Origin of the sequence: Streptomyces sp. NPDC042638, assembly GCF_040647235.1 — a bacterium.
Classification (GTDB): Bacteria; Actinomycetota; Actinomycetes; order Streptomycetales; family Streptomycetaceae; genus Streptomyces; species Streptomyces rameus.
In genome coordinates, this window is the sequence record NZ_JBEZBT010000013.1 from 109,795 (window position 1) to 132,700 (window position 22,906).

General features: G+C 73.3%; 24 protein-coding genes. 14 read left to right on the top strand and 10 right to left on the bottom strand.

Annotated features, from left to right (window positions below):
• Window positions 1–146 precede the first annotated feature (146 nt).
• Window positions 147–470 carry a DUF2795 domain-containing protein gene (locus AB0B40_RS13930; protein ID WP_345048775.1) on the top strand — a complete coding sequence of 108 codons (324 nt, stop codon included), beginning with the start codon at window positions 147–149 and terminating at the stop codon, window positions 468–470.
• Window positions 471–591: 121 nt separating this feature from the next.
• Here the strand turns inward: AB0B40_RS13930 and AB0B40_RS13935 are convergent, their stop codons facing one another.
• Window positions 592–1,320 carry a TetR/AcrR family transcriptional regulator gene (locus AB0B40_RS13935; RefSeq protein ID WP_345048776.1) on the bottom strand — a complete coding sequence of 243 codons (729 nt, stop codon included), beginning with the start codon at window positions 1,318–1,320 and terminating at the stop codon, window positions 592–594.
• A gap of 90 nt (window positions 1,321–1,410) precedes the next feature.
• On the opposite strand from AB0B40_RS13935, the gene AB0B40_RS13940 reads away from it, so the two are divergent.
• The 5 genes from AB0B40_RS13940 to AB0B40_RS13960 all read left to right on the top strand — a co-directional run bounded on the left by AB0B40_RS13940 (window position 1,411) and on the right by AB0B40_RS13960 (window position 6,070).
• Window positions 1,411–2,271 carry an SDR family oxidoreductase gene (locus tag AB0B40_RS13940; RefSeq protein WP_362263985.1) on the top strand — a complete coding sequence of 287 codons (861 nt, stop codon included), beginning with the start codon at window positions 1,411–1,413 and terminating at the stop codon, window positions 2,269–2,271.
• Between the two features lie 465 nt (window positions 2,272–2,736).
• On the top strand, window positions 2,737–3,579 hold the full coding sequence (locus tag AB0B40_RS13945) for an SDR family NAD(P)-dependent oxidoreductase (protein WP_345048780.1): 843 nt from the start codon (window positions 2,737–2,739) through the stop codon (window positions 3,577–3,579).
• A gap of 420 nt (window positions 3,580–3,999) precedes the next feature.
• Entirely contained in the window at window positions 4,000–4,992 is a 993-nt protein-coding gene (gene dhaK, locus AB0B40_RS13950) for a dihydroxyacetone kinase subunit DhaK (protein WP_345048782.1), read from the top strand.
• A 66-nt stretch (window positions 4,993–5,058) separates the two neighbouring features.
• Window positions 5,059–5,667, top strand: coding sequence for a dihydroxyacetone kinase subunit DhaL (gene dhaL, locus AB0B40_RS13955; protein ID WP_345048783.1), 609 nt, complete (start codon window positions 5,059–5,061; stop codon window positions 5,665–5,667).
• Window positions 5,660–6,070, top strand: a complete 411-nt coding sequence (locus AB0B40_RS13960; protein ID WP_345048785.1) for a PTS fructose transporter subunit IIA — start codon at window positions 5,660–5,662, stop codon at window positions 6,068–6,070. The genes dhaL and AB0B40_RS13960 overlap by 8 nt, the downstream gene beginning before the upstream one ends.
• 49 nt (window positions 6,071–6,119) lie before the next feature.
• Here the strand turns inward: AB0B40_RS13960 and AB0B40_RS13965 are convergent, their stop codons facing one another.
• Window positions 6,120–6,953, bottom strand: coding sequence for a glycoside hydrolase family 75 protein (locus AB0B40_RS13965; protein ID WP_362264002.1), 834 nt, complete (start codon window positions 6,951–6,953; stop codon window positions 6,120–6,122).
• A 446-nt stretch (window positions 6,954–7,399) separates the two neighbouring features.
• Between AB0B40_RS13965 and AB0B40_RS13970 the strand changes: the two genes are divergently transcribed.
• Together AB0B40_RS13970 and AB0B40_RS13975 are read left to right on the top strand one after the other, a co-directional pair.
• A complete protein-coding gene (locus tag AB0B40_RS13970; RefSeq protein WP_362263986.1) occupies window positions 7,400–8,371 on the top strand; it encodes a fibronectin type III domain-containing protein in 972 nt (323 codons plus the stop codon).
• A gap of 260 nt (window positions 8,372–8,631) precedes the next feature.
• Window positions 8,632–9,180: a hypothetical protein gene (locus tag AB0B40_RS13975; protein ID WP_345048789.1), complete on the top strand. Its 549-nt coding sequence runs from the start codon at window positions 8,632–8,634 to the stop codon at window positions 9,178–9,180.
• Window positions 9,181–9,479: 299 nt separating this feature from the next.
• Here AB0B40_RS13975 and AB0B40_RS13980 read toward each other — a convergent pair whose 3' ends face one another.
• Together AB0B40_RS13980 and AB0B40_RS13985 are read right to left on the bottom strand one after the other, a co-directional pair.
• On the bottom strand, window positions 9,480–10,037 hold the full coding sequence (locus tag AB0B40_RS13980) for a PadR family transcriptional regulator (RefSeq protein ID WP_345048790.1): 558 nt from the start codon (window positions 10,035–10,037) through the stop codon (window positions 9,480–9,482).
• Window positions 10,038–10,099: 62 nt separating this feature from the next.
• The gene (locus AB0B40_RS13985; protein WP_362263987.1) at window positions 10,100–12,115 is read right to left on the bottom strand and encodes an NADPH-dependent 2,4-dienoyl-CoA reductase; all 2,016 of its coding nucleotides are present in this window, start codon (window positions 12,113–12,115) and stop codon (window positions 10,100–10,102) included.
• 161 nt (window positions 12,116–12,276) lie between these two features.
• Here AB0B40_RS13985 and AB0B40_RS13990 point away from each other — a divergent pair, with 161 nt between their 5' ends.
• Window positions 12,277–12,669 carry a tautomerase family protein gene (locus AB0B40_RS13990; protein ID WP_345048793.1) on the top strand — a complete coding sequence of 131 codons (393 nt, stop codon included), beginning with the start codon at window positions 12,277–12,279 and terminating at the stop codon, window positions 12,667–12,669.
• Window positions 12,670–12,695: 26 nt separating this feature from the next.
• On the opposite strand, the gene AB0B40_RS13995 is transcribed toward AB0B40_RS13990, so the two are convergent.
• Together AB0B40_RS13995 and AB0B40_RS14000 are read right to left on the bottom strand one after the other, a co-directional pair.
• Window positions 12,696–13,067 carry a hypothetical protein gene (locus tag AB0B40_RS13995; protein ID WP_345048794.1) on the bottom strand — a complete coding sequence of 124 codons (372 nt, stop codon included), beginning with the start codon at window positions 13,065–13,067 and terminating at the stop codon, window positions 12,696–12,698.
• A 94-nt stretch (window positions 13,068–13,161) separates the two neighbouring features.
• The gene (locus tag AB0B40_RS14000) at window positions 13,162–14,046 is read right to left on the bottom strand and encodes a hypothetical protein (protein WP_345048795.1); all 885 of its coding nucleotides are present in this window, start codon (window positions 14,044–14,046) and stop codon (window positions 13,162–13,164) included.
• A 316-nt stretch (window positions 14,047–14,362) separates the two neighbouring features.
• Here AB0B40_RS14000 and AB0B40_RS14005 point away from each other — a divergent pair, with 316 nt between their 5' ends.
• Together AB0B40_RS14005 and AB0B40_RS14010 are read left to right on the top strand one after the other, a co-directional pair.
• The gene (locus AB0B40_RS14005; protein WP_345048796.1) at window positions 14,363–16,441 is read left to right on the top strand and encodes a SpoIIE family protein phosphatase; all 2,079 of its coding nucleotides are present in this window, start codon (window positions 14,363–14,365) and stop codon (window positions 16,439–16,441) included.
• Between the two features lie 3 nt (window positions 16,442–16,444).
• Window positions 16,445–16,606, top strand: a complete 162-nt coding sequence (locus AB0B40_RS14010) for a hypothetical protein (RefSeq protein ID WP_345048797.1) — start codon at window positions 16,445–16,447, stop codon at window positions 16,604–16,606.
• A gap of 151 nt (window positions 16,607–16,757) precedes the next feature.
• On the opposite strand, the gene AB0B40_RS14015 is transcribed toward AB0B40_RS14010, so the two are convergent.
• Together AB0B40_RS14015 and AB0B40_RS14020 are read right to left on the bottom strand one after the other, a co-directional pair.
• Complete coding sequence (locus AB0B40_RS14015) at window positions 16,758–17,543, bottom strand: putative protein N(5)-glutamine methyltransferase (RefSeq protein WP_345048799.1); 786 nt, start codon at window positions 17,541–17,543, stop codon at window positions 16,758–16,760.
• Window positions 17,544–17,809: 266 nt separating this feature from the next.
• Complete coding sequence (locus tag AB0B40_RS14020; RefSeq protein WP_345048800.1) at window positions 17,810–18,880, bottom strand: hypothetical protein; 1,071 nt, start codon at window positions 18,878–18,880, stop codon at window positions 17,810–17,812.
• Between the two features lie 85 nt (window positions 18,881–18,965).
• Between AB0B40_RS14020 and AB0B40_RS14025 the strand changes: the two genes are divergently transcribed.
• Window positions 18,966–19,406, top strand: a complete 441-nt coding sequence (locus AB0B40_RS14025) for a MarR family winged helix-turn-helix transcriptional regulator (RefSeq protein WP_345048801.1) — start codon at window positions 18,966–18,968, stop codon at window positions 19,404–19,406.
• A gap of 19 nt (window positions 19,407–19,425) precedes the next feature.
• Here the strand turns inward: AB0B40_RS14025 and AB0B40_RS14030 are convergent, their stop codons facing one another.
• The gene (locus tag AB0B40_RS14030) at window positions 19,426–20,196 is read right to left on the bottom strand and encodes a GNAT family N-acetyltransferase (RefSeq protein WP_345048803.1); all 771 of its coding nucleotides are present in this window, start codon (window positions 20,194–20,196) and stop codon (window positions 19,426–19,428) included.
• Window positions 20,197–20,959: 763 nt separating this feature from the next.
• On the opposite strand from AB0B40_RS14030, the gene AB0B40_RS14035 reads away from it, so the two are divergent.
• Both AB0B40_RS14035 and AB0B40_RS14040 read left to right on the top strand, forming a co-directional pair.
• A complete protein-coding gene (locus AB0B40_RS14035; RefSeq protein WP_345048824.1) occupies window positions 20,960–21,544 on the top strand; it encodes a hypothetical protein in 585 nt (194 codons plus the stop codon).
• A gap of 139 nt (window positions 21,545–21,683) precedes the next feature.
• Window positions 21,684–22,664 (top strand): acetylxylan esterase, encoded by a 981-nt coding sequence (locus AB0B40_RS14040; protein ID WP_345048804.1) that lies wholly within the window; start codon window positions 21,684–21,686, stop codon window positions 22,662–22,664.
• A gap of 20 nt (window positions 22,665–22,684) precedes the next feature.
• Here the strand turns inward: AB0B40_RS14040 and AB0B40_RS14045 are convergent, their stop codons facing one another.
• Window positions 22,685–22,888, bottom strand: a complete 204-nt coding sequence (locus tag AB0B40_RS14045; protein WP_345048805.1) for a hypothetical protein — start codon at window positions 22,886–22,888, stop codon at window positions 22,685–22,687.
• Window positions 22,889–22,906: the final 18 nt, after the last annotated feature.

Below are 22,906 nucleotides of genomic sequence, written 5' to 3' on the forward strand. Positions count from 1 at the left end.
GCGGGGGGCCGGCCGTCGCACGCAGGCCCGTGGTCCGCTCATGGGCCGCGCGGCGCCGGGGTACCCGGTGGCCTCGGAACACGAGGACGTCACCGACGCGGGCGTGGACGAGGGCACCGCCGAAGACGACGAGTGAGGGAGGTTCCATGAGCACGGCACAGACCAGCGTCACGGAGGTGCTGGCAGCGCTGAAAGGCGTGGACTACCCGGCCGACAAGGACCGCCTGGTCTCGGCCGCGCGTGAGGCCGGCGCCTCGGAGGAGGTCGTCGAGGCCCTGCGCGGCATGCCCGCCGAGCAGTACGCGGGCCCTGAGGAGGTGGCCAGGTCGGTGCGGGTGGACCCGGACGCCGACCTCGGCCACACGGCCGCGCAGCGTGCGCAACAGACGCGCGCGGGAGGCAAGCCGGGAATCTCCCAGCACCTGCGGGAAGAGCCGAAGACACCGATCCAGGAGGAGTTCGACCGCTGAGCCGAGCCCGCACCGCGCAACGGCCACCGCCGCCCGCCGACGCCCCGCACATCCGCGTTCGCGCCCGGCCGACCCCGGCGGGCGGGACCGAGCGGGTCAAGGCCCGGGATCAGGCCCGGGATCAGGCCCGTGGCGGGCCGCCGTCCGCCGCCAGCCGGGTCAGCCACTCGCGCAGCAGTCGCCGCTCGGCGTCGCTCAGGACATCGGCGTCGTCGGGGAGGGCGGCGCGCAGCGCACGGGCCGCCGCAGCGGGGCCGGACTCCGCGGCGGGGAGCGTCGGTTCGGCGCGGGTGATCGCGGCGACCATGGCCTCGCGCAGGACGGTCAGCAACGCCGGATCGCGGCGTTCCGCGGGCGTGGAGTGCCAGGTGATGACCGCGCCTCGGCCGGTGGCCTGGATGATCTGGGCGGCCAGCTCCTCGTCGACCCGCAGCCACCCCCCGGCCGCCAGCCGGCGCACCCGGCCGCGGAGGATCTCCAGGCCGGCGCGGTGTGCCGCGTCCGACCCCCGGCCGGTGGCCCGGTTCATCACCGCGAACAACTCCGGGCGCGAGACCCCGAACTCCACCACCAGGTCCCAGCCGCGGCGCAGTTCCTCCACCGGGTCCTCCGGGTCGGCGTCGAGGTGCGCGCGCTTGCTCTCCAGGAACTGCGCGTAGCCGTGCTCGGCGACCGCCTCCAGCAGCCCCTCCTTGTCGCCGAAGAGGCGGTAGATCGCGGGCGGCTGCATCCCGGCCGCGGCCGCGACCGCGCGGGTGCTCACCGCGTCCGGCCCGCCGTTCTCCAGCAGCTCGACGGCCGCCGCGACGATGCGACGGCGAGAGCTCTCGGTGGTGTCGCGAAGAGGCATGGAATCAATGATACCGGAACCTTGATTCCATCGTTAGTTTCGGTGTTACCGTTGGAGTGATTCCATTGGAAACACCGTGGGGAGAACCCTGTGATCATCGTGACCGGAGCCACCGGAAAGCTCGGCCGTCGCACCGTCGAACGCCTCCTGGACCGCGTCCCCGCCGACCGCGTCGGGGTCAGCGTCCGCGACCCCCGCATGGCTCAGGACCTCGCCGACCGCGGCGTCCGTGTCCGGCAGGGCAGCTTCGACGACCCCGCCTCGCTCGTGCACGCCTTCGAGGGCGCCGAGCGACTGCTCCTCGTCTCCCTCGACCGCACGGGCGAGGAGTGCGTCGCCGGCCACCGCACCGCCATCGATGCCGCCGTCAAGGCCGGCGTCGGCCGCATCCTCTACACCAGCCAGATGGGCGCCGCCCACGACTCCCGCTTCCAGGCGTGCCGCGACCACGCCCGGACCGAGGATCTGCTGCGCGCCACCGGCCTGCCCTGGACCGCGCTGCGCAACGGCTTCTACGCGGCCAGCGCCCTGCAGTTCCTGGAGTCCGCCCGCCACACCGGCGACATCGCCCTGCCCGCCGACGGCCCCGTCGCCTGGACCGGCCACGACGACCTCGCCGAGGCCACCGCGGCGATCCTCGCCGACGAGGCCCGCTTCGAGGGGCCCACCCCACCGCTCACCGGTCCGGCGGCGCTCGACTTCAGCGCCGTCGCCGAGATCGCGTCCCAGGCCACCGGACGGCCCTTCACCCGCACCGTCGTCCCCGACGACGCCTTCCGCGAGCAAGCTCTCGCGCACGGCGCCCCGGCCCCGATCGCCGACCTGATGCTGAGCATCTTCGCGGCAGCCCGGAACGGCGAGTTCAGCGCCGTCGACTCGACGCTGGCCGAACTGATCGGCCGACAGCCCGCCCCCTTCCGCCCTCTTCTGCAGCAGGCCTGGGCCGAGTAGGCCCGGTGGGCCCGCACCCGCCGCCACGCGGGTCGTCCTCGGCGCCCGCCACCCGGCACGGGCCGGAGGCGTCATCGTGGTCGGCGCGGGAGTAGAAGATGGACACCGCCGTCAACGAGCTCTGGGCGTCCTCACCCGTGAGTACCCGGGCAGTCGGGACGTATGAGCACGATCAGATCAGGCTGTACGTCGGGCTGCCCGGCGCAGTGGCCCTGCAGGACCCGCACGATCAGGGCAGTGACGCATACGTCCCGGCCGGCACCTACTTCATGCACAAGCCGTCAGCGAGCAGGGTCATTCACTCTTCGCGGCGTGCGCGACGTCCGCGTACCGCGCACGCATCGCATCGCTCGCCGCCGGGCCCGCGGTGAAGACGAAGTCGTCGGTGTCGACGCGCCTGCCGGTCGCCCGGTAACCCCATTCTTCGTGCAGGCACGCACGCACTGACGGCAACGAGGAAACCCCATGAAGACCTGGTTCATCACCGGCGGGACGCCCGGCGGGTTCGGCATGACCTATGCGGACGCCGCCCTGGAACGGGGCGACAACGTCGTCCTCACCGCGCGCAGGCCCGAGCAGCTGCGTGAGTGGGCCGGGGCCCACGGCGACAAGGTGCTCGTACTCCCGCTGGACGTCACCGACACCCAGCAGATCCAGGACGCCGTGGCGGCGGCCGAGGCACGCTTCGGCGGCATCGACATCTTGGTCAACAACGCCGGACGTGGCTGGTACGGCTCCGTCGAGGGCATGCAGGACGACGCCGTCAGGAAGACCTTCGAGCTGAACTTCTTCGCCGTGGTGTCCGTCCTGCGTGCCGTTCTGCCTGGCATGCGAGCACGAGGCACCGGCTGGATCGTCAACATGTCGTCGGTGGCCGGTCTCCGGGGAACCGGCGGCTTCGGTTACTACAGTGCCGCCAAGTTCGCCGTCGAGGGCCTCACCCAGGTGCTGCGCGAGGAAGTGGCACCCTTCGGCATTCGCGTACTGGCCGTCGAGCCCGGCGCCTTCCGCACCCGGGCCTACGCCGGCTTCGCGGACGAGCCCGTCACAGAGACGGTCGATGCCTACCGGCCGATGCTGGAGTCCGTCCGCGACTTCATGGTGGGCCAGGACGGCAAGCAGCCCGGCGACCCCGTACGCGGCGTCCGCGCCGTCATCGACGCACTCGAAGAGGACAAGCCCCCACACCAGCTCGTCCTGGGCGGTCCAGGCTACGACGCGGTGATCGACCAACTCGACTCGATGCTCACCGACATCCGCGCGCGGGAAGAGGTCTCACGCGGCGCGGACTTTCCCACCACCGACTGATCCCGGCGGTGTGGGGGCCGCCGGGCTCGCCACTGTCCGCAGGCCGCCGGCAGCTGGTACCAGGTGCATCCCGAGGTGGCCACGAAGATGATCGCGATCGGCACCGCGCGGTCCCCTGGCCGATCGAAACCGTGTGCACTTGGGCAGACCGACCGCTACGCAGCGTGACGGAGCGCCGTCGCAGGTGACCTTCGCTGCCGCAAGGCCGATACTGCCAGTAGACGGGAAGGCGGCCGCCTCGGCCAGGTGGCCGCCAGTCCCTGACACGCCGTCACGAAAGTCGGCACCGAGTCAGCAGCAGACCCGCCACGACCCGCCTCCGACGACAACGAAGCGCCAAGATCAATAACTGCCCTCGCCGCCGGTGACCTGCCAAGACGCTGGTCCTGAGCCCTAGTGCCGAGTCACGAGGAGACACCCATGAGGATGCTGATCAACGTACCGGAGACGGTCGTGGCGGACGCGCTGCGCGGTTTGGCGGCCGCGCATCCCGACCTGAACGTGGACGTGGAGAACCGGGTGATCGTCCGCCGGGACGCCCCCGTGACCGGGCAGGTCGCGCTCGTGTCGGGAGGCGGCTCCGGGCACGAGCCGCTGCACGGCGGGTTCGTCGGCCCGGGCATGCTCACCGCGGCCTGCCCCGGAGAGGTCTTCACCTCGCCGGTGCCGGACCAGATGGCCCGTGCCGCGGCCGCCGTGGACAGCGGGGCCGGTGTCCTGTTCATCGTGAAGAACTACACCGGTGACGTGCTGAACTTCGACATGGCGGCCGAGCTGGCCGAGGACGAGGGCATCCAGATCGCCAAGGTGCTCGTGGACGACGACGTGGCGGTCACCGACAGCCTCTACACAGCCGGCCGTCGGGGAACCGGCGCGACCCTCTTCGTGGAGAAGATCGCGGGCGCCGCCGCGGCCGAGGGGCAGTCGCTGGAGCGCGTGGAGTCCATCGGCCGTCAGGTCAACGAGAGCTCGCGCAGCTTCGGCGTGGCCCTCAGCGCCTGTACGACCCCGGCCAAGGGCAGCCCGACCTTCGATCTGCCGGAGGGCGAACTGGAGTTGGGCGTCGGCATCCACGGCGAGCCGGGCCGGGAGCGGCGGCCGATGATGACCTCCGGGGAGATCGCCGACTTCGCGGTCAACGCCGTCCTCGAGGACATGCCGCCGCGCGGTCCTGTCCTGGCGCTGGTCAACGGTATGGGCGCGACCCCGCTGCTGGAGCTGTACGGGTTCAACGCCGAGGTCCACCGGGTGCTCCGCGAACGCGGTGTCCCCGTGGCCCGAACCCTCGTCGGCAACTACGTCACCTCCCTGGACATGGCGGGCGCCTCCGTCACGCTCTGCCAGGTCGACGAGGAACTGCTGCGGCTGTGGGACGCGCCGGTGAAGACCCCGGCGCTGCGCTGGGGGATGTGATCCGGCGGAGCAGACGGCCCCCGACCCGGCCGTACGGCCAACAGCCCTACCACGCAAGGAGACACAGTGCTCGACGCCGATTTCTTCCGTCGTTGGATGACGACGGCCGCCGCGTCCGTCGACCGCGAGGCGGAGCGGCTCACCACGCTCGACTCCGCCATCGGGGACGCCGACCACGGCAGCAATCTGCAGCGCGGGTTCACGGCCGTGGCAACAGCCCTGGAGAAGGAGGCGCCGGACACCCCGGGCGCCGTCCTGACCCTCGCCGGGCGACAGTTGATCTCGACGGTCGGGGGTGCGTCCGGGCCGCTGTACGGCACCCTGCTGCGCCGGACCGGCAAGGCGCTCGGGGATGCCGCCGAGGTCGACGAGGAGAAGCTGGCCGCGGCGCTGCGCGAGGGCGTGGACGGGGTGATGAAGCTCGGCGGGGCGGCGCCCGGCGACAAGACCATGATCGACGCCCTGGTGCCGGCCGTGGACGCCCTGTCGTCCGGGTTCGCCGCCGCGCGGGCCGCCGCGGAGGAGGGGGCGGAGGCCACCACGCCGCTGCAGGCCCGTAAGGGCCGGGCGAGCTATCTGGGCGAGCGCAGTATCGGCCACCAGGATCCGGGGGCGACCTCGTCGGCGCTGCTGATCGCCGCGCTGGCCGACACGGCGGAGGCGGACGGTGAGTGAGGAGAAGCTGGTCGGGATCGTGCTGGTGTCGCACAGCGCGAAGGTGGCCGCCTCGGTCGGGGAACTGGCGAAGGGCCTGGCGGGCGGGGCGACGGCGGTGCCGGTGGCACCCGCGGGCGGCACCGAGGGCGGTGGGCTCGGGACCAGCGCCGAGCTGATCTCCGCCGCGGCGGCCTCGGTGGACCGGGGGGCCGGGGTGGCGGTGCTCACCGACCTCGGCAGCGCGGTGCTCACGGTGAAGGCACTGCTCGCCGAGGGTGACGAACTGCCGGACGGCACGCGCCTGGTGGACGCGCCGTTCCTCGAGGGCGCGGTGGCGGCGGTGGTCACCGCCGCCACGGGCGCCGACCTGGACGCCGTCGAGGCCGCGGCGGCGGAGGCCTACAGCTACCGGAAGGTGTGAGGGGGCACACCTCGGGGCCGGACCGTGTCCGGTACCCCGCGCGGCTGGGTCAGTCCTTTCCCACGAAGCGTCTGGCCAGCCGCTGCCCCATCACCACCGCCGCAGCCGCACGGCCCTCGACGGGGCTGACCCGGGAGTTCCGGAAGACGATGTAGGTCACGCCGGAGGGCGCCCCGCCGGTGCGCGGGTCGGGCCGGATGCCGAGGGCGCGGGCGGTGGCGTAGGAGGCCTCACCGATGATGTCGCGCGGGCCCGTGTCACCGACGATCGCGTACCGCACGCGGTCGCGGTAGACGACGGCGGCCACGGAGCCGCCGTGTACGCCGTACCGCCGGGGGTTCCAGCGGTGACTGGGCGCCGGGACCACGATGTACGGCAGCCTCTCGGCGCTCAGGTGGCGGCCGTCGGACTGCTGGAAGGCGGTGGCGGCGGCGAACAGCGGGTCGGTGCGGCGGTTGCAGCGCGCGGTGGGCCGGCCGTCGCAGTCGACGTCAAGGTCGGCCTTCCAGAAGACGGCGTCGCGGGTGCCGCAGACGGGGACGGTCGCGGAGTTGCCCGCGTCGGTGCGGAACCGGCCCCGGGAGACCTGTTTGCACACGCGGACCCGGGCGAGGAGGTCGGCGGCGGTGACCGCGCGCCCCTCACCGGCCGCGTGCTCGCCACTGGCCGCGTGCTCGCCACCGGCTTCGCGCTCGCCACCGGCCGCGCGCTCACCATGAGCCGCGTGCTCGCCAGGGACCGCGTGCTCGCCAGGGACCGCGTGCTCGCCGCGGGCCGCGGACCGCCCGGGTGGCGGGACGGCGGTGGCCGGGGCGGGCAGCGCCGCCGGGGCGAGCAGGGCGGCGCCGGCCGCGGCCAGCGTCAGCGACGGGACACGCACGATGGGGGACCCTCTCGTAGGGGACATTTCGGACATCTAGCCCACTGTGCTGCCGGTTCGGGCGTGCGGCCACGGGGTCCGCCGTGAAGGGGCCGGATGGAGCACGCCCCTGACACTCCGTAAGGGGACAGCAAGGCAGGGAGGGACCGCTCAGCACGTGCATGCCGCGGCGGAGACGGCAGGGGAGACGACAGGGGCCGGGGGGTCCGGGCCGCGCACCGGACCGGACCCCCCGGCCACCCGCACCGGCGCGGGATCGGCGACGACAGCGTGTCCGCGCCACAGGGTGAACTGCCCGAATCTCGCGGGCAGTTCAGCCGTCGAGAGGATCAGCATACGTAATGCCGGGGGATGGTCACCAGCACGGCCCCCTTGCTGTGACCGCACCGGGCGGGCCATATTGGTCCGGACCTTTACGTGATGCCTAGGCCGTCCGGGAGGGCAGTGCCGTGCGACGCGTTCCCCTTCCGCTCGTGCTGGTCTGCGGGGCGTTGCTGCTGGTGGCGTCCTGCGGCTGGAGCCGGGCCGACGACGGCGACGGCCGGCTGCCGGGCGCCCCGGTCGGAGTCACCGCCGCCGCGGGCAGCGCCACGAGCGTGCACGTGATGTGGAACGCGGCGCCCGGCGGTTCCGGGGTCCACTCCTACGAGGTCTATCGCGGCACCACGAAGGTGGCCGAAGTACCGGGTGCGCAGCACATGGTGGACGTCACCAGGCTCAGGCCGTCCACCATGTATGCCTTCACCGTCCGCGCCCGGGGCGCCGAGGGCCGGCTGAGCCCGCCGAGCCGGGCGGTACGGGCGCGGACACCGGCCGTGTCGGCGGCCGACCGCTCGGCTCCGACCCGGCCGGACAGGACCACCGGGCGAGCCGTGGGCAGCCGCGCCGTCCAGCTGTCCTGGGGCGCGTCCCGGGACGACCGGGGCGTGGTGTCGTACGACGTCTACCAGGGTGGAGTGAAGATCCACAGCGTCGGCGGGAGCCAGACCGCCGCCGTCCTCACCGGACTGCGTCCCGGCAGCCGTTACGTCTTCACGGTGCGGGCCCGGGACGCCGCCGACAACCTCTCCCCCGCCGGCGCACCGGTCCGGCTCACCACGCCGGGCAGCGACGACGGCCGGAACACCGCGCCCACCGGGTTCACCGCCGCGACCCACCGTTCCGGCGACGCCTACTACATCGACCTCGCCTGGGACCCGCCGAGCGCGGACGGCGTGATCACCGAATACCAGATCCAGCTGGACGGCACCACGGCCACCTCGCTGGTCTGGGGCGGCACACCGCCGCGCGGCCGGGCGCACCACAGTTTCTACACGGGCACCGTGGCCGGGGAGGAGCACCGGGTACGGCTGCGGGCGCGGCTGCCCGACGGCACGTGGGGCGGCTACTCGGCGGCCCGGACGGTGACCACGGGCAGCTGACCGCCGCCCCGGTCCCGGTCGTCCTGCCTCCAGCCACCGGCCGCCCGGCCCTGAGAACCCGGTGCGGCCACGGGTCCCCGCCCCCGGACAGCCGGCGATTCTCCCTGGGCCGGACGAACGAACCCGTCACCTGACCGGGCTCCTCCCGCATGCGCGTGCGTGCGGCGCGGCGTTGGCTGCGGTGGAGGCAGCACGGACGCTTCCCGACCCTCGGCGGCGCATGGGACGTACCGCCAACCGTGCCGCCGGAGGCCAAGCCCATGCACAACTCGCGACTTCTGCTCCGCTCCGGCCTGACCCTCGCGGCCGTAGCCGCGCTCCCGGCCGCGCTCGCCGGGCCGTGCGCCGCGGCCTCGGGCATCTCCGTCAGCACCACCGGCTCCACGGTCTCGGTGGTCACCAGCGCGTGCACCCAGATCAACGGCAGCTGGGGAACCGCGGCCCTGCTCACCAGCAGCCAGGCGAACTTCTCCCAGGGCCGGCAGGCGCCACTGGCCGGCACGTCCGTCAGTCAGTCGGCGGCCTGGACCGGGGTGAGCGCGGGGACGTACACCGTGGTCGTGGTCTGCTCCAGCGGCACCACCGCGGGCAGCCAGTCGGTGATCGTCTCCGCGGCGGCGTCCAGCAGCCGTCCCACGATCTCGGCGACGTCCACCGCGGCTCCGTCCCGGGGCGTGATGGGCGGCCTCGGCGGCGCCGCCCGCGACTACGGCCCCCTGACCCTGGGCGTGGGGGCGGGCCTGGTCGGAGCCGGGGTCGTCGCCACCGGCTGGGTCCTGCGCCGCCGCTCGAAGCCGTACCGGCTCTGAACGACCGTACCGGCTCAGAGCGCCCCTACCGGCCCGAGCCACCGCACGGGCCGCCACCCATACCGGCCCAGGCCACCGATCCGGCCGAGCCGCCGTAACAGCCGCGAACGCCCATACCGACCCAAGCCACCACACCGGCCCAGCCACCGAACCGGCCGACCTGCCGCACCCCGCCCCGAACACCCGCACCGACCCGAGCCACCGCACCCGCACCGAACACCCATACCGGCCCAAGCCACCCATCCAGCCGAGCCGCCGTAGCGGGCGGGGAGCGCGCGTCGGCGTACGGCCGGTGGCCGTCAGCTCCGCTCGCGTTCCTCCTCGGGCAGTTCGCCGAACTCCGCCAGTGCGTGGGCGAGCCACTGGGTCCAGAAGGTCTCCAGGTCGATCCCCGCCCGCAGGACCAGGTGGCGCAGGCGGTCCTGCGGGGCGTCCCGGCCCGGCGGGAAGTCGCGCTCCTCGATCTGCCGGTACTCCGCCAGCTGCCGCCGGTGCAGCTCCAGATGGCGGCGCAGGTCGGCCTCCAGGCCCGCGGTGCCGACCACGGCCGCCGCGCGCAGCCGCAGCAGGAGCGGGTCGCGCATGGACCGGGGGTCCTGCGCGGCGGCGGTCCAGCGGGCCAGTTCGGCACGGCCCGCGGGCAGGACCTCGTAGCTCTTCTTCTGCCCACGGGCCGGCTGCTCGGCCGGCAGCGTGCGGATGAAGCCCTCTGCCTCCAGTTTCCCCAGTTCGCGATAGATCTGCTGGTGCGTCGCGGACCAGAAGTAGCCGATCGACTTGTCGAACCGGCGGGTCAGCTCCAGTCCCGACGACGGTTTTTCCAGCAGGGCGGTGAGGATCGCGTGCGGGAGTGACATGCGTTCATCCTAGGGACGCGTTCGTTGGGGGGAGGGGCTCGTCCCCGCTGCGGCCCCGGGGCCTACAGGGCCGCGGCCAGCTCCGTGCCCTGCTTGATGGCACGCTTGGCGTCCAGCTCGGCCGCCACGTCCGCGCCGCCGATCAGATGCGCACTGCGCCCGGCGGCGACCAGCTCCTCGTACAGGTCGCGGCGCGGCTCCTGGCCGGTGCAGAGCACCACCGTGTCGACCTCCAGGACGGTGCTCTCCTCGCCGACGGTGATGTGCAGGCCGGCGTCGTCGATCCGGTCGTAGCGCACGCCCGGCACCATGGTCACACCCCGGTGCTTCAGCTCGGCGCGGTGGATCCAGCCGGTGGTCTTGCCGAGTCCGGCGCCGACCTTGGTGGTCTTGCGCTGGAGCAGGTGGACGGTGCGCGGCGGGGCCGGCCGCCGCGGCGCGGCGAGGCCGCCCGGCGTCCGGTAGTCCATGTCGACGCCCCAGTGGCGGAAGTACGTCTCCGGGTCCTCCCCCGCCTTGTCGCCGCCGTCGGTGAGGTACTCGGCGACGTCGAAGCCGATGCCGCCGGCGCCGAGGATGGCGACGCGGTCGCCGACGGGGGCGCCGTCGCGCAGCACGTCGAGGTAGCCGAGGACGCGGGGGTGGTCGACGCCGGGGATGTCCGGGGTGCGCGGGGTGACGCCGGCGGCGACGACGACCTCGTCGAAGTCCGCCACGGTGTCGGTGGTGACCCACGTGTCCAGGCGTACGTCGACGCCGTGCGCCTGGAGCTGGTGGCGGAAGTAGCGCAGGGTCTCGTCGAACTCCTGCTTGCCCGGGACCTTGCGGGCGACGTTGAGCTGGCCGCCGATCTCGCCGGCCGCGTCGAACAGGGTGACCTCGTGGCCGCGTTCGGCGGCGGAGACCGCGCAGGCGAGGCCGGCCGGGCCGGCGCCGACGACGGCGACGCGCTTCTTCAGCCGGGTCGGGGAGAGCACCAGCTCGGTCTCGTGGCAGGCGCGCGGATTGACCAGGCAGGAGGTGATCTGCCCGCTGAAGGTGTGGTCGAGGCAGGCCTGGTTGCAGCCGATGCAGGTGTTGATGGCCTCCGGGGTGCCGGCGGCGGCCTTGGCGACGAAGTCGGGGTCGGCGAGCATCGGGCGGGCCATGGAGACCATGTCCGCGTAGCCGCCGGCGAGCAGTTCCTCGGCGAGTTCGGGTGTGTTGATGCGGTTGGTGGTCACCAGGGGCACCGAGACCGCACCCATGAGCTTCTTCGTGACCCAGGTGTAGGCGCCGCGCGGCACGGAGGTGGCGATGGTGGGGATGCGGGCCTCGTGCCAGCCGATGCCGGTGTTGATGATCGTCGCTCCGGCGGCCTCGACGGCCTTGCCGAGGGTGATCACCTCGTCCAGCGAGGAGCCGCCCGGGACCAGGTCCAGCATGGACAGCCGGTAGATGACGATGAAGTCCTCGCCGACGGCCTCGCGCACGCGCTTGACGATCTCGACGGGGAACCGCGTCCGGTTCTCGTACGAGCCGCCCCAGCGGTCGGTGCGCCGGTTGGTCTGCGCGGCGATGAACTCGTTGATCAGGTAGCCCTCGGAGCCCATGATCTCGACGCCGTCGTAGCCGGCCTGCCGGGCGAGGCGGGCGGTGCGGGCGTAGTCGTCGATCGTGCGCTCGATGTCGGCGTCGGTCAGCTCGCGCGGCGGGAAGGGGCTGATCGGCGCCTGCAGCGGGCTCGGCGCGACGAGGTCCCGGTGGTAGGCGTAGCGGCCGAAGTGCAGGATCTGCATCGCGATCCGGCCGCCCTCGCGGTGGACGGCCTCGGTGACGACGCGGTGCCGCTCGGCCTCCGCCTCGGTGGTGAGCTTTGCTCCGCCCTCGTACGGCCGTCCCTCGTCGTTGGGGGCGATGCCGCCGGTGACGATCAGGCCCACTCCCCCGCGCGCGCGGGCCGCGTAGAACGCCGCCATCCGCTCGAAGCCGCGCTCGGCCTCCTCCAGGCCGACGTGCATCGAGCCCATGAGCACTCGGTTGGGCAGGGTGGTGAAGCCCAGGTCGAGAGGGGTCATCAAGTTGGGGTAACGGCTCATCGGGTCCTCCGTGCGCGGTGTCGTCGCCTCTTGTTGTAGAAGAAGCCGACCGCTTTATGCAACTAGTTGCACAACCGGGAGGGGGTGACTCCGGCCACCTTGTACCTACTAGTATGTACATTCACGTGACACCGATCCGCCGCCCGAAAGGACGCCCCGCCATGCCCTTCGTCCGCATAGACACGCTCGGCACCGACCCCGCCCGCCTCGACGCGCTGGGCCAGGCCGTACAGGAGGCCCTGGTGGAGACGCTCCGCGTGCCGCCCGAGGACCGTTTCCAGGTGCTGACCGGCCATGACGGCGTCACCGGCACGCTGAGGTACGGCGACTACCCCGGCATCCGCCGGGACGACTCGGTGGTGTTCGTGGCGATCACCCTGCGCGCCGGGCGCGGTGCGGACCTCAAGCGGGCGCTGTACCGGCGGATCGCCGAACTGGTCCACGAGCGCGCCGGAACCGAGCCGCGCAACGTCTTCGTCACCCTGACGGAGAACGACGACGCCGACTGGTCCTTCGGCCATGGCCTGGCACAGTACGCCCCGGCCGACGGCTGAGCCGGCCGGGGCGCCGCTTCAGGGACTCAGCGGCTCTCCAGGCGCAGGTGCAGGTCCCGTTCCTGGTCACCGGAGGCCGCACAGGTCTCCTGCACGGTGAACATCGAGTCCAGTTTGGTGCGGAACCGGTTCACGGCCCAGGGGCCGCCCTGGACGTCCGCCTGGACGGAGTCGCCGAGGCGGACCGGCGGGCAGCCCTCGTCATGGGCGTCCGCGACGTCATAGGTGCCGAGCCAGACCATCGGCCTGCTCTCGTGAAACTGCTGAGGGTCCTCGTCCGCGCCCCGGTCGGTGGCGAAGCAGGACCTCAGCGCATCGAAGACGAGGCGGGCGTCCTCCTTGGAACCGCTCAGCTCCACCGTGACGGTTTCGGGGTGCGACCGCTCCGTGTCTGCCATGATCGCTCCTTTCGTGGCCGTGCTGCGGTGGAACGGGGTACCCCGTCGAACCGCTTCCACCCCCAGGAAAGCACCACGGGCCGCCGTGCACACCTCAGCTCTGGGTGAACTTGTACGTCTTGCTGTCCGTCAGCACGCAGAAGCCGGGCGAGACCACGATGACCCGCAGGACTCCGCTGCGGCGGTCGTAGTCGATGCCCTCCGCCTCGAAGGTCCCCGAGCAGGAGCTGCGCAGCGGCAGCTGGCGCAGGGCCGTGACATGGCCGGAGACGTCGGCCGTGCCGTTCGGCGCGGCCGACAGGTCGATCCGGAGCAGCGGCTTGGTGAGCCCGAAGAGGCTGCCCTCGGGGTCGTCGGAGGAGCACAGCAAGGTGGTCGGGCCGGAGAAGTCGCAGCCCTGGACGTCGCGGACGGCGTGGTCCAGGCGGACGGTCGAGACCTGCGGGAGGTTCGCCGAGGGGGAGGTGGACGGGTTGACGCCCGGGGTCGGGAAGACCAGCAGGCGGGTCATCGTGCCCCACTCGCCGGACAGCATCCACTGGCCGTCCGGCGAGACCGCGTCCCAGGAGTTGTTCAGCGCCTCGCCCGCGCCGAGGGTGTGCACGTACTCCGACCAGGCGCCGCCGGGCGCCTGCACGCGGTACATCTTCGCGTTGCCCGAGTCCCGCTGATAGGGCTCGATGTAGTAGCCGTTGTACGAGGCGTCCGGGTCGCCGACGTGATTCCAGCCGCGGCTGGAGACGCCGATCGGGATGGTGCCGATACCGGTGTACCGGTTGGGGCTGTTCGCCGGGACCTCCACCGAGGCCAGCCCCTGGCTCTCGGTGAGCGGGTCGGCGCGGTCGGAGCCGGTCTCCGTCCAGCCGTCGGCGGCGGCGCCGGCCGGCGTGGCCGCGGCGAGGGACACGACGGCGGCGGTGGCGAGGGTGACGAGTCCGGCGAGGACTGCGTGACAACGTTGCCGGGGGGACGCGGGCATGGCCGACTCCTCGGAGGGGGATGGGGAGCACTCGGTCGGCGGACAGTCTGGCGTGGCGCGCCAGTCATGTACAGGCCAAGGAAGCAACATGAGCGTGAACTCTCACGGCCCGCCGGACAGCGTTGTACGGTCTCGGCAGGAGGCCCCGCGGCGCACGCACCACGGCGCGGCGACTTCGGCGGACGTCCGGCGCCGTGTTGAGGGATGGTGGAGGTGGACGGCGAAGGCGCGGAGAGTCGGGTGTGAGCGCGGCAGGTCAAGGGGAGTCGGCACGGGGGACGGCGTGCCGTGCGGACGGGCGAAGGCGGTGCGTGGCATGAGTGCAGCCGAAGCTCCGGTGACGGAGAGCGGCGAGCCGGCGCGCGGTCCGGTGGGCCCCAGCGGTCTGCTGGACGTCCTGCGTGTGGCGTCGGTGGTGCTGGACACCGACGGCCGGATCGTCCTGTGGAGCCCACAGGCCGAGGAACTGTTCGGGTACACCGCGCAGGAGGCCCTCGGTGAGTACGCCGCCCGGCTGATGGTGCACGAACAGCACATCGAGCTGGTCGGCAAGCTCTTCGCCGACGTGCTGCGCACCGGGCAGAGCTGGGCCGGCGGCTTCCCGGTCCGGCACAAGGACGGCACCACCCGTCTGGTCGAGTTCCGCAACATGCGGTTGCTGGACGACCGCGGGGACGTCTACGCGCTCGGGCTGGCCGCCGACCAGTCGACCGTACGGCGGCTGGAGCAGGACGTGGCGCTGTCCGAGCGGATGGTGAAGCAGTCCCCGATCGGTTACGCCGTCCTCGACACCGAACTGCGGTTCGTCTCCGTGAACCCGGCCCTGGAGGCGATCAACGGCGTGCCGGCCACCGAGCACGTGGGCCGAACCCTGCCCGAGGTGCTGCCGCTGCTGGACGCCGAGGCCCTCCAGGCGGCTGCCCGGCAGGTGCTGGAGTCCGGCGCGCCGCTGATCGGAAGCACACTCGTCGGCCGCACCCCGGCCGACCCGGACGAGGACCACACCTGGTCGCACTCGCTGTACCGGCTGGAGGACATCCTCGGCAACGTGCTCGGCGTGGCCGTCTCGCTGGTCGACATCACCGCTCAGCACCGGGCCTCCGTGGAGGCGGAGGCCGCGCGCCGCAGGCTCGCGGTCATCGCCGACGCCTCGGCCCGGATCGGCACGACGCTGGAACTGGAGCGCACCGCCTGCGAGCTGGCCGAGGTCGCCGTGCCCGAGCTGGCGGACGTGGCGGCCGTGGACCTGCTGGACGCGGTGGTCGAGGGCCGGCCCAGCACACTGGGGCCGTCGGAGTCCGCGGTGATCCGGGCGCTCGGGCTGCGCCCGGAGGAGGGCTGCGACGCCGTACGGGCCGCCGACCCGCCCGGCCAGATCGCCCGGTACGCACCCGACCGTCTGGTCACCGAGTGCGTGCGCACCGGCGAGGCGGTACTGGTGCCGCAGGTGAAGGACGAGGATCTGCCGCGGATCGCCCGCTCCGCCGAGGCGGCCGTACTGCTCGGCCGGGCGGGCCTGCACTCCTACCTCGCGGTACCGCTGATCGCGCGCGGCCAGGTGCTGGGGGCGCTCGACCTCAAGCGCACCCGCAATCCGGCTCCCTTCGACGAGGACGACCTCCTGCTGGCGCGCGAGCTGGCCGCCCGCGCCGCCGTGCAGATCGACAACGCGCGCTGGTACCAGAACGCCCGCAACACCGCGCTCACCCTCCAGCGCAGCCTGCTGCCCGGTCATCCGCCGGTCACCACCGGGCTGGAGGTGGCCTCCCGCTACCAGCCGGCGGGCGCCACCAGCGAGGTCGGCGGCGACTGGTTCGACGTGATCCCGCTGGAGGGGGGCAAGACGGCGCTCGTCGTCGGTGACGTGATGGGCAGCGGCGTCAGCGCGGCGGCCACGATGGGCCGGCTGCGCACCGCGACGACCACGCTGGCCGCCCTCGACCTCGACCCGGCCCGGCTGCTGGAGCACCTGGACAAGACGACCTCGGCGCTGGACCACTCCATCGCGACCTGCGTGTACGCCGTCCACGACCCGCATACGCGACAGTGCCGGATCGCCAACGCCGGCCATCTGCCGCCGGCCCGCGTACGGCCGGGCCGTCCGCCGGAGCTGCTGGACCTGCCCACCGGTGTGCCGCTGGGCGTGGGCGGGGTCGAGTTCACCACCGTCACGGTCGACTTCGACCCCGGCGACGAGCTGGTGTTCTACACCGACGGGCTGGTGGAGACCCGCCGCCACTCGCTGGACGAGCGCCTGGCCTTCCTGCTGTCCCTGCTCGACGATCCCGCCCGTTCCCTGGAGGACACCTGCGACCTCCTCCTGCGTACGCTGCACCACCCGGACAACCACGACGACGTGGCCCTGCTCATCGCCCGGGCGCAGCCCCTGCCGTAGCCGGTGCGCACGCACCGGCCGTGGCCGGCCCGCACGCACCGGCGACGGCTCGCGTTTTTCAACGGCGCCCTTCCCGGGGGCGGCGTCCTGCTGGGCGAGAAGGTCCGGATCGTCCTGGAGATCGAGGCCACGCTGCAGCCGGAAGGGGAAGCGGCCCACGGCTGACCGGCTGACCGCGGACCGGCGGGGGGTGCGCGGTGCGCCGTGCGCCGTGCGCCGTGCGCCGTGCGCCGTGCGCGGCCAGGGTCTTCCGTTCGGATCAGGCCGGATCCGCGGGCCCGGCACGATCCGGACGGAAGGTTCCGAACGAGAGGTCTCAAGGCAGCACGCCGATCACCACGTGCGCGTACAGCTCGTCCGACACGGCCAGACGGGTCGTCAGGCCGGCGTGGGTGAAGGCCTGCACGGCGGCCCGTGCCTGGCGTTCGCTGGTCTCGGTCAGCAGGCAGCCGCCGGGGGCCAGCCACTCCGGTGCCCCGGTGGCCACCCGCCGCACCACGTCGAGGCCGTCGGCGCCGCCGTCCAGCGCGACCAGCGGCTCGTGGTCGCGGGCCTCGGCCGGGAGCAGGGCCACCTCGGCGGTGGGGACGTAGGGCACGTTGGCCGTCAGGACGCCCACCCGGCCGCGCAGGTCCCGGGGCAGGGCGTCGTACAGGTCGCCCTGGTGGGCCCGGCCGCCGAAGGCGGCGAGATTGCGCCGGGCACAGCGTACGGCGGCCGGGTCGATGTCGGCGGCGTGCACCTCGGCCCCGTCCAGGGCGTGGGCGAGGGCCGCGCCGAGCGCGCCGGAACCGCAGCACAGGTCCACGACGACGGTCGCGTCCGGCGCGGCGGCCAGCGCCTGGTCGGCGAGGAACTCGGTACGGCGGCGGGGGACGAACACGCCCGGTTCCACGAGGACGCGCAGCCCGTGGAACTCGGCCCAGCCGAGGACGTGTTCCAGCGGCAGTCCGGCGGCGCGCCGGTCCACCATCGCGGCCGCCTCCTCGGGGGTGCGGGCGGTGGCGAGGATCAACTCGGCCTCGTCCTCGGCGAAGACGCATCCGGCGGCGCGCAGTGCGCGGACGGCGGCGGACGAGGAGAGCGGTGCGGGAGTGAGCATGGAAGCCGAAGCCTTTCGGGAGCGCGAGACAATCAGGGCGCTCCCGCGGTCACCTTTACCGGTGTACCGCGCCGTCACGTGGAGGGAGCACCCCGTCCGACACAGCGGTAATGGGTCTCACCTCCTCGCCCCAGGGGCCGCGACCGTCCGCGACCGGACGGCCACCTTACCCCAGCACCCGCGCCGGGCCGCCGTCGTCCACGGGAGCCGCCGCTCGCGCGGCCGGCCGCCGGACGCCGGGGCCCTGACGGCGGCCCGAGCCCGCGTCAGACGCCGACCGCTTCCTCGAGTTCCTCCTCCGCGTCCTCCGCGTCCGCCGCCTGCTCCGCGTGTTCCGCCGGTGTCGGCTCGGTACCGGGGCGGGCGGAGTGCTCGTGGGGCCGGCGGGTGTGCTCGTGGAGGGCGGCGAGCGCGGTCACCGCGGCACCGGCCAGCAGCCAGACGGCGAGGGTCCACACGTTGCGGGCGAGGCCGTCGTCGGCGAAGTACAGCAGGCTGCGCACACCCTCGACGAAGCCCGCGCCGTTCCAGAAGGCGTGCAGGCTACCGAAGAAGCCGTTCTGCAGTTCGGGCCGGAACAGCCCGCCGGAGCTGGTGAAGTTCAGCATGACGAACAGCACCATCATGGTCAGCGTGGTCCACCGCTTGAGGAAGGTGTGCAGGCCGACGCCGATGAGGAGGATGCCCGCCGAGTACAGCCAGGCCATGCCCCACACGCCCGCGAGGTCGTGGTGGGCGAGGTGGAACACCGGCCCGGCGAGCAGTGCGCCGATGCCGCTGACCACCGCGGAGACGCCGAGGGCGAGCAGGGCGCGGATCCGCATGGCGAGGCCGGCACCGGCGGCGCCGAGCGCGGCGACGGAGGCGTAGGAGCCGATGCTGACCGCGATCAGCAGGAAGAACAGGCCCTGGCCGGTGGGGTCGTCGGCGACCGGGCGGGCCACGTCCGTGACCTTCAGCGGCGCGCCCTGCCCGGCGGCGACCGGTGTGAAGACCTTCTCCACGGCCGTGGCGCCCATGTCGGAGGCGGCGCTCGCGACCATCAGCTCGGGTGCCTCGGCGTTCGGCACATAGGCTCCGGTCACCGTACGGGACTTGAGCAGGGCGACGGCGTCGGCACGGGTGGCCACCGTGCGGACGTCGAGCTTGTCCCCCGCGCCGTCCTTGAGCGTCTGCGCGAGGACCTTGGCCTTCGGGGCGGTGCCGACGACGGCGACCGGCAGGTGGTGCGGCTCCGGGGTGACGAACGCCCCCATGTACGCGAGCCCCATGCCTATGCACATCAGCAGCGGGGTGACCAGGTGCGTGAGCACATGGCGCAGTGCCGGTGACCTCATCGAGCGCGACCCTCCAAAGGTTGGCTTATACAACTACTCGTCCAAGTTGTACTGTACAACTAGAACGCCGGAGGAGGTAATTCCCGTGAGCTCAGCGGAGTCGGCCGTCGAGACGATCCAGCGCGAGATGACCATCTTCGCCCGCCGGGCCCGCGCCTCGGCGGGCCGTATGCACCCCGAGCTGTCCCTGGTGTCGTACACCCTGCTCGGACACCTGGAGGAGCGTGACGGCTGCCGTGCGACGGACCTGGCGGCGCACTACGCCCTGGACAAGTCCACGGTGAGCCGCCAGGTGGCGGCCCTGGAGCGTTCCGGGCTGATCGAGCGCCGGCTGGACCCGGAGGACCACCGGGTCCAGGTCCTGCATCTGACGGAGGCCGGCCGGGAGATCCTCGCCCAGGTCACCCGCAGCCGCCGGGCCGCCTTCCGGGAGCGGCTCGCGGACTGGCCGGAGGACGACCTGGCACGGTTCGCGGCCTACCTGGAGCGGTACAACGCGGGGGCGGACGGCGCCGACCCGGACTAAGCCGACCCGGACTAATGGGTCACCCGGGCTGCGGCACCGGCACCGCCGCGCGGCCGTCGGCCAGCCGCTCCGGCGCCCGCACCTCGAGGAACGCCGTGCGGCGGCGCAACCGGAAGCCGAGGGACTCGTACAGCCGGATGGCTCCCGTGTTCGCGGCGCTCGCGTGCAGGAACGGCGTCTCCCCGCGTTCCCGGATGCCGTGCGCGACCGCCAGGATCAGGCGGGTGGCCAGACCCTCGCCACGGAAGGCGGGGTCGGTGCAGACGGCGCTGATCTCGGTCCAGCCCGGCGGGTGCAGCCGCTCACCGGCCATGGCGATCAGCGCTCCGCCGCGCCGGATGCCGAGGTAGGTGCCGAGTTCCACGGTGCGTGGCAGGAACGGTCCGGGCCGGGTGCGCGCCACCAGGTCGAGCATCTCGGGTACGTCCGCCGGGCCGAGCCGGACCGCCTCCGGGTCCGGCGCGGCGGCGACGCCGTCGTCCACGAGCTGCACGCCCTCGATCCGGAAGGTGACCTCCCAGTCCGGCGGGACCTCCCCGCCGAAGCCGGCCAGCGGGACACCGGTGCCCGGACCGGCCAGCGCGGCGAGGTCCGCCCAGTCCCGCGCGTCCGGTTCGTCGGGCAGCGCCAGCCACGGCGAGACGTCGACCGGGTAGCGCCGCACCCGGCCGCGCGACTCGGCGAGGTGGGCGTGCGGGCCGGTCAGGGAGGCCAGGGCCGGGTTGTCGAGGACGTGCGGGACACCGGCGGCGGTCCGGCCGGGGCCACCCGGGCCGCTCACGACGCTCATACGGCCACCTCGGTCCGGGTCCTGGGGACGTACGCCTGGGGCATCCTCGTTCCTCACTTCTCTCGTGCCGTGACCGGCGCGTCACTGGTGCCGTCGCCGGTGCGTCGCCCGTGCCTTCACCGGCGTGTCTCTCGCACCGTCGTCCGCCCACCGGCGCCGACACCGATCGCAAGGAACGGCGCCGGACCGGTATTCCCGCTCCCCGCCAGAGTTCATACGGCCGCAACGATGGGGGCGCCGACCAGGGCCGGAGCACCCGGAGCACCCTGAGCACCCTGAGCACCCGGAGCGACGGTGGACCAGGCACACGGACGACGCCGGTGCTCACCCGCGGCACTCGCCGGGTGTGGCGACGGGACGTATGGCGGCCACACATGTGGTGCCGCTCCCGGTCGTACAGCGCGCCTGTGGGTGGGCACCCCATGTGTGCGGGTGCAGCGGGTCCCGCGGCTACAGCGGGTCCCGCGGCTTCGCCGGGCATGCCTCGCGGCCGCCGGCCGCGGCACGTCGGCCGGTGGGGCCATCGGGATCGAGCGGTTCGAACCAGCGCCCGGGTCGCGTGGCGGAGCCCGGCGCGCAATCGTGGAGTGCAGGGTGTGCGCTGTGCGCCATATGGGCCGGAACTAGCGGTTCGCGGCATGCGCGAGGTGCTCCCCACGGGGTACGAGACGGGTGTGGACTCGTGTGCGTGAGCGGTGGGGGCGGTGGACCGGCGATCCGGCTCTTCCGGCTCTCCGGCTCCGGCGGCGGCGAGGAGGTGGACATGCGTACCCGCGTGCGCGGCTGGCGCTGGCGGCGCAATCCGCTACGGCGCCGGGCGGATGTCGTCGAGGCGTGGACGGTGCTGGTGGTCGCCGTCCTGCTGTTCGTGGTCGCGCCGCTGGCGGGGGTGGCCGCGGGCCTGCACGCCCACGGCCAGGCCCGGGCGCTCGCCGCGGAGCAGCGGGCCGAGCGCCACGAGGTACGTGCCGTGGTGCTCGGCGATCCGCCCGAGCGGCGGTCCGTGCTGGAGGGAGACCGCCGGCATCCGTACCGCACCCAGGTCCGGTGGACCGAGCCGGGCAAGGGAGCCCGTACGGCGTGGGCCCGGGTGCCGTCGGGGACCCGCGCCGGGCAGCCGGTCTCTGTGTGGTTCGACTCCCGGGGCCGCAGCGTGGCGCCGCCGCCGGACGGCGTGGCGGTGTGGCAGCACGCGGTGACCGTCGGCCTGTGCGCGGCGGGTGGCACGGCGACGGTGGTGCTCCTCGGCCACCTGACCGGGCGCCGGATCGCCTTGCGTCACCGGCTGGCCGAGTGGGAGCGGGAGTGGGCCCGGACGGGGCCCCGGTGGACGCAGCCACGGATGTGACAGGTGGCCGACCCGGTCACCGTGCGCGTGACCGGGCCCCCGTACTCGCCGCGCTCGCCCCTGCCACGGCGTCGGCGGACCGTCCGATCCTCCGTACCGTGGGACGTCACGGTCTCCCTTCGCGAAGGCGGTTGTGACGATGGCCCTGTTCGATCTGCCGCTCGGCGAACTGCGCACCTACCGGAGCGAGTCCCGTGAACCGGAGGACTTCGACGCCTTCTGGGACAAGACGCTGCAGCAGGCCCGCGCACACGAACTCGATGCCCGCTTCGAGCCCGTGGAGTGCGGACTCAGCACGATCGAGGTGTACGACGTCACGTTCGCCGGGTTCGGCGGTCACCCCGTCAAGGGCTGGCTGCGGCTGCCGGCCGGGACCACGCAACCGCTGCCGCTGGTCGTGGAGTTCCTCGGTTACGGCGGCGGGCGCGGTCTGCCGCACGAGAGTCTGCTGTGGGCCTCGACCGGCCGGGCGCACTTCCTGATGGACACCCGCGGGCAGGGCAGCGGCTGGGACAGAGGCTGGGGCGGCGCAGGGGCCACGGCGGATCCGGTGGGCGCGGCGCCGGCCTACCCCGGGTTCATGACCCGGGGGGTCGAAGCGCCCGAGAACTACTACTACCGCCGGGTGTTCACGGACGCCGTACGCGCGGTGGAGGCGGCCCGGTCGCATCCGCTGACGGATGCGTCGCGCACGGCCGTGACGGGTGTCAGCCAGGGCGGCGGTATCGCCATCGCCGTCGGCGCCCTGGTGCCCGGCCTGGTCGCGATCGCCCCGGACGTGCCGTTCCTGTGCGACTTCCCTCGCGCGGTGACGCTGACGGACCGGCCGCCGTACCGGGAGATCGCCCTGTTCCTCAAGACCCACCGCGGGCGTTCGCAGGAGGTGCGGCGCACGCTGTCCTACTTCGACGCGGTGCACTTCGCGGCCCGCGGCCGGGCGCCGGCCCTGTTCTCGGCGGCCCTGGAGGACCGGACGTGTCCGCCGTCGACGGTGTTCGCGGCGTTCAACGCCTGGGCGCACGAGGACAAGGCCATCCGGGTGTACGACTTCAACGACCATGAGGGCGGCGGCCCGTTCCATGAGGCGGAGAAGGTCCGCTGGCTGCGCTCGCAGCCTTGAGGCGGCCGGCCGGGCCGTGCTCAGCCCAGCAGATGGCCGATGCCCCCGTGGCCGTCGGTCCCGCTCCACACCACGGCGGCCGCCCACACCGGAAACCACAGGACCCGCTCCGGCAGGAACCGGGCCCCGGCGAACCAGAGCAGCGACGGGGCGGCGAGCAGCAGGAGGCAGCACCAGCCGGTCTGTTCACCGGTGGCCGGGCGCGGTGTCGGTTCTTCGGGCACGTGCACAGACGGTAAGGG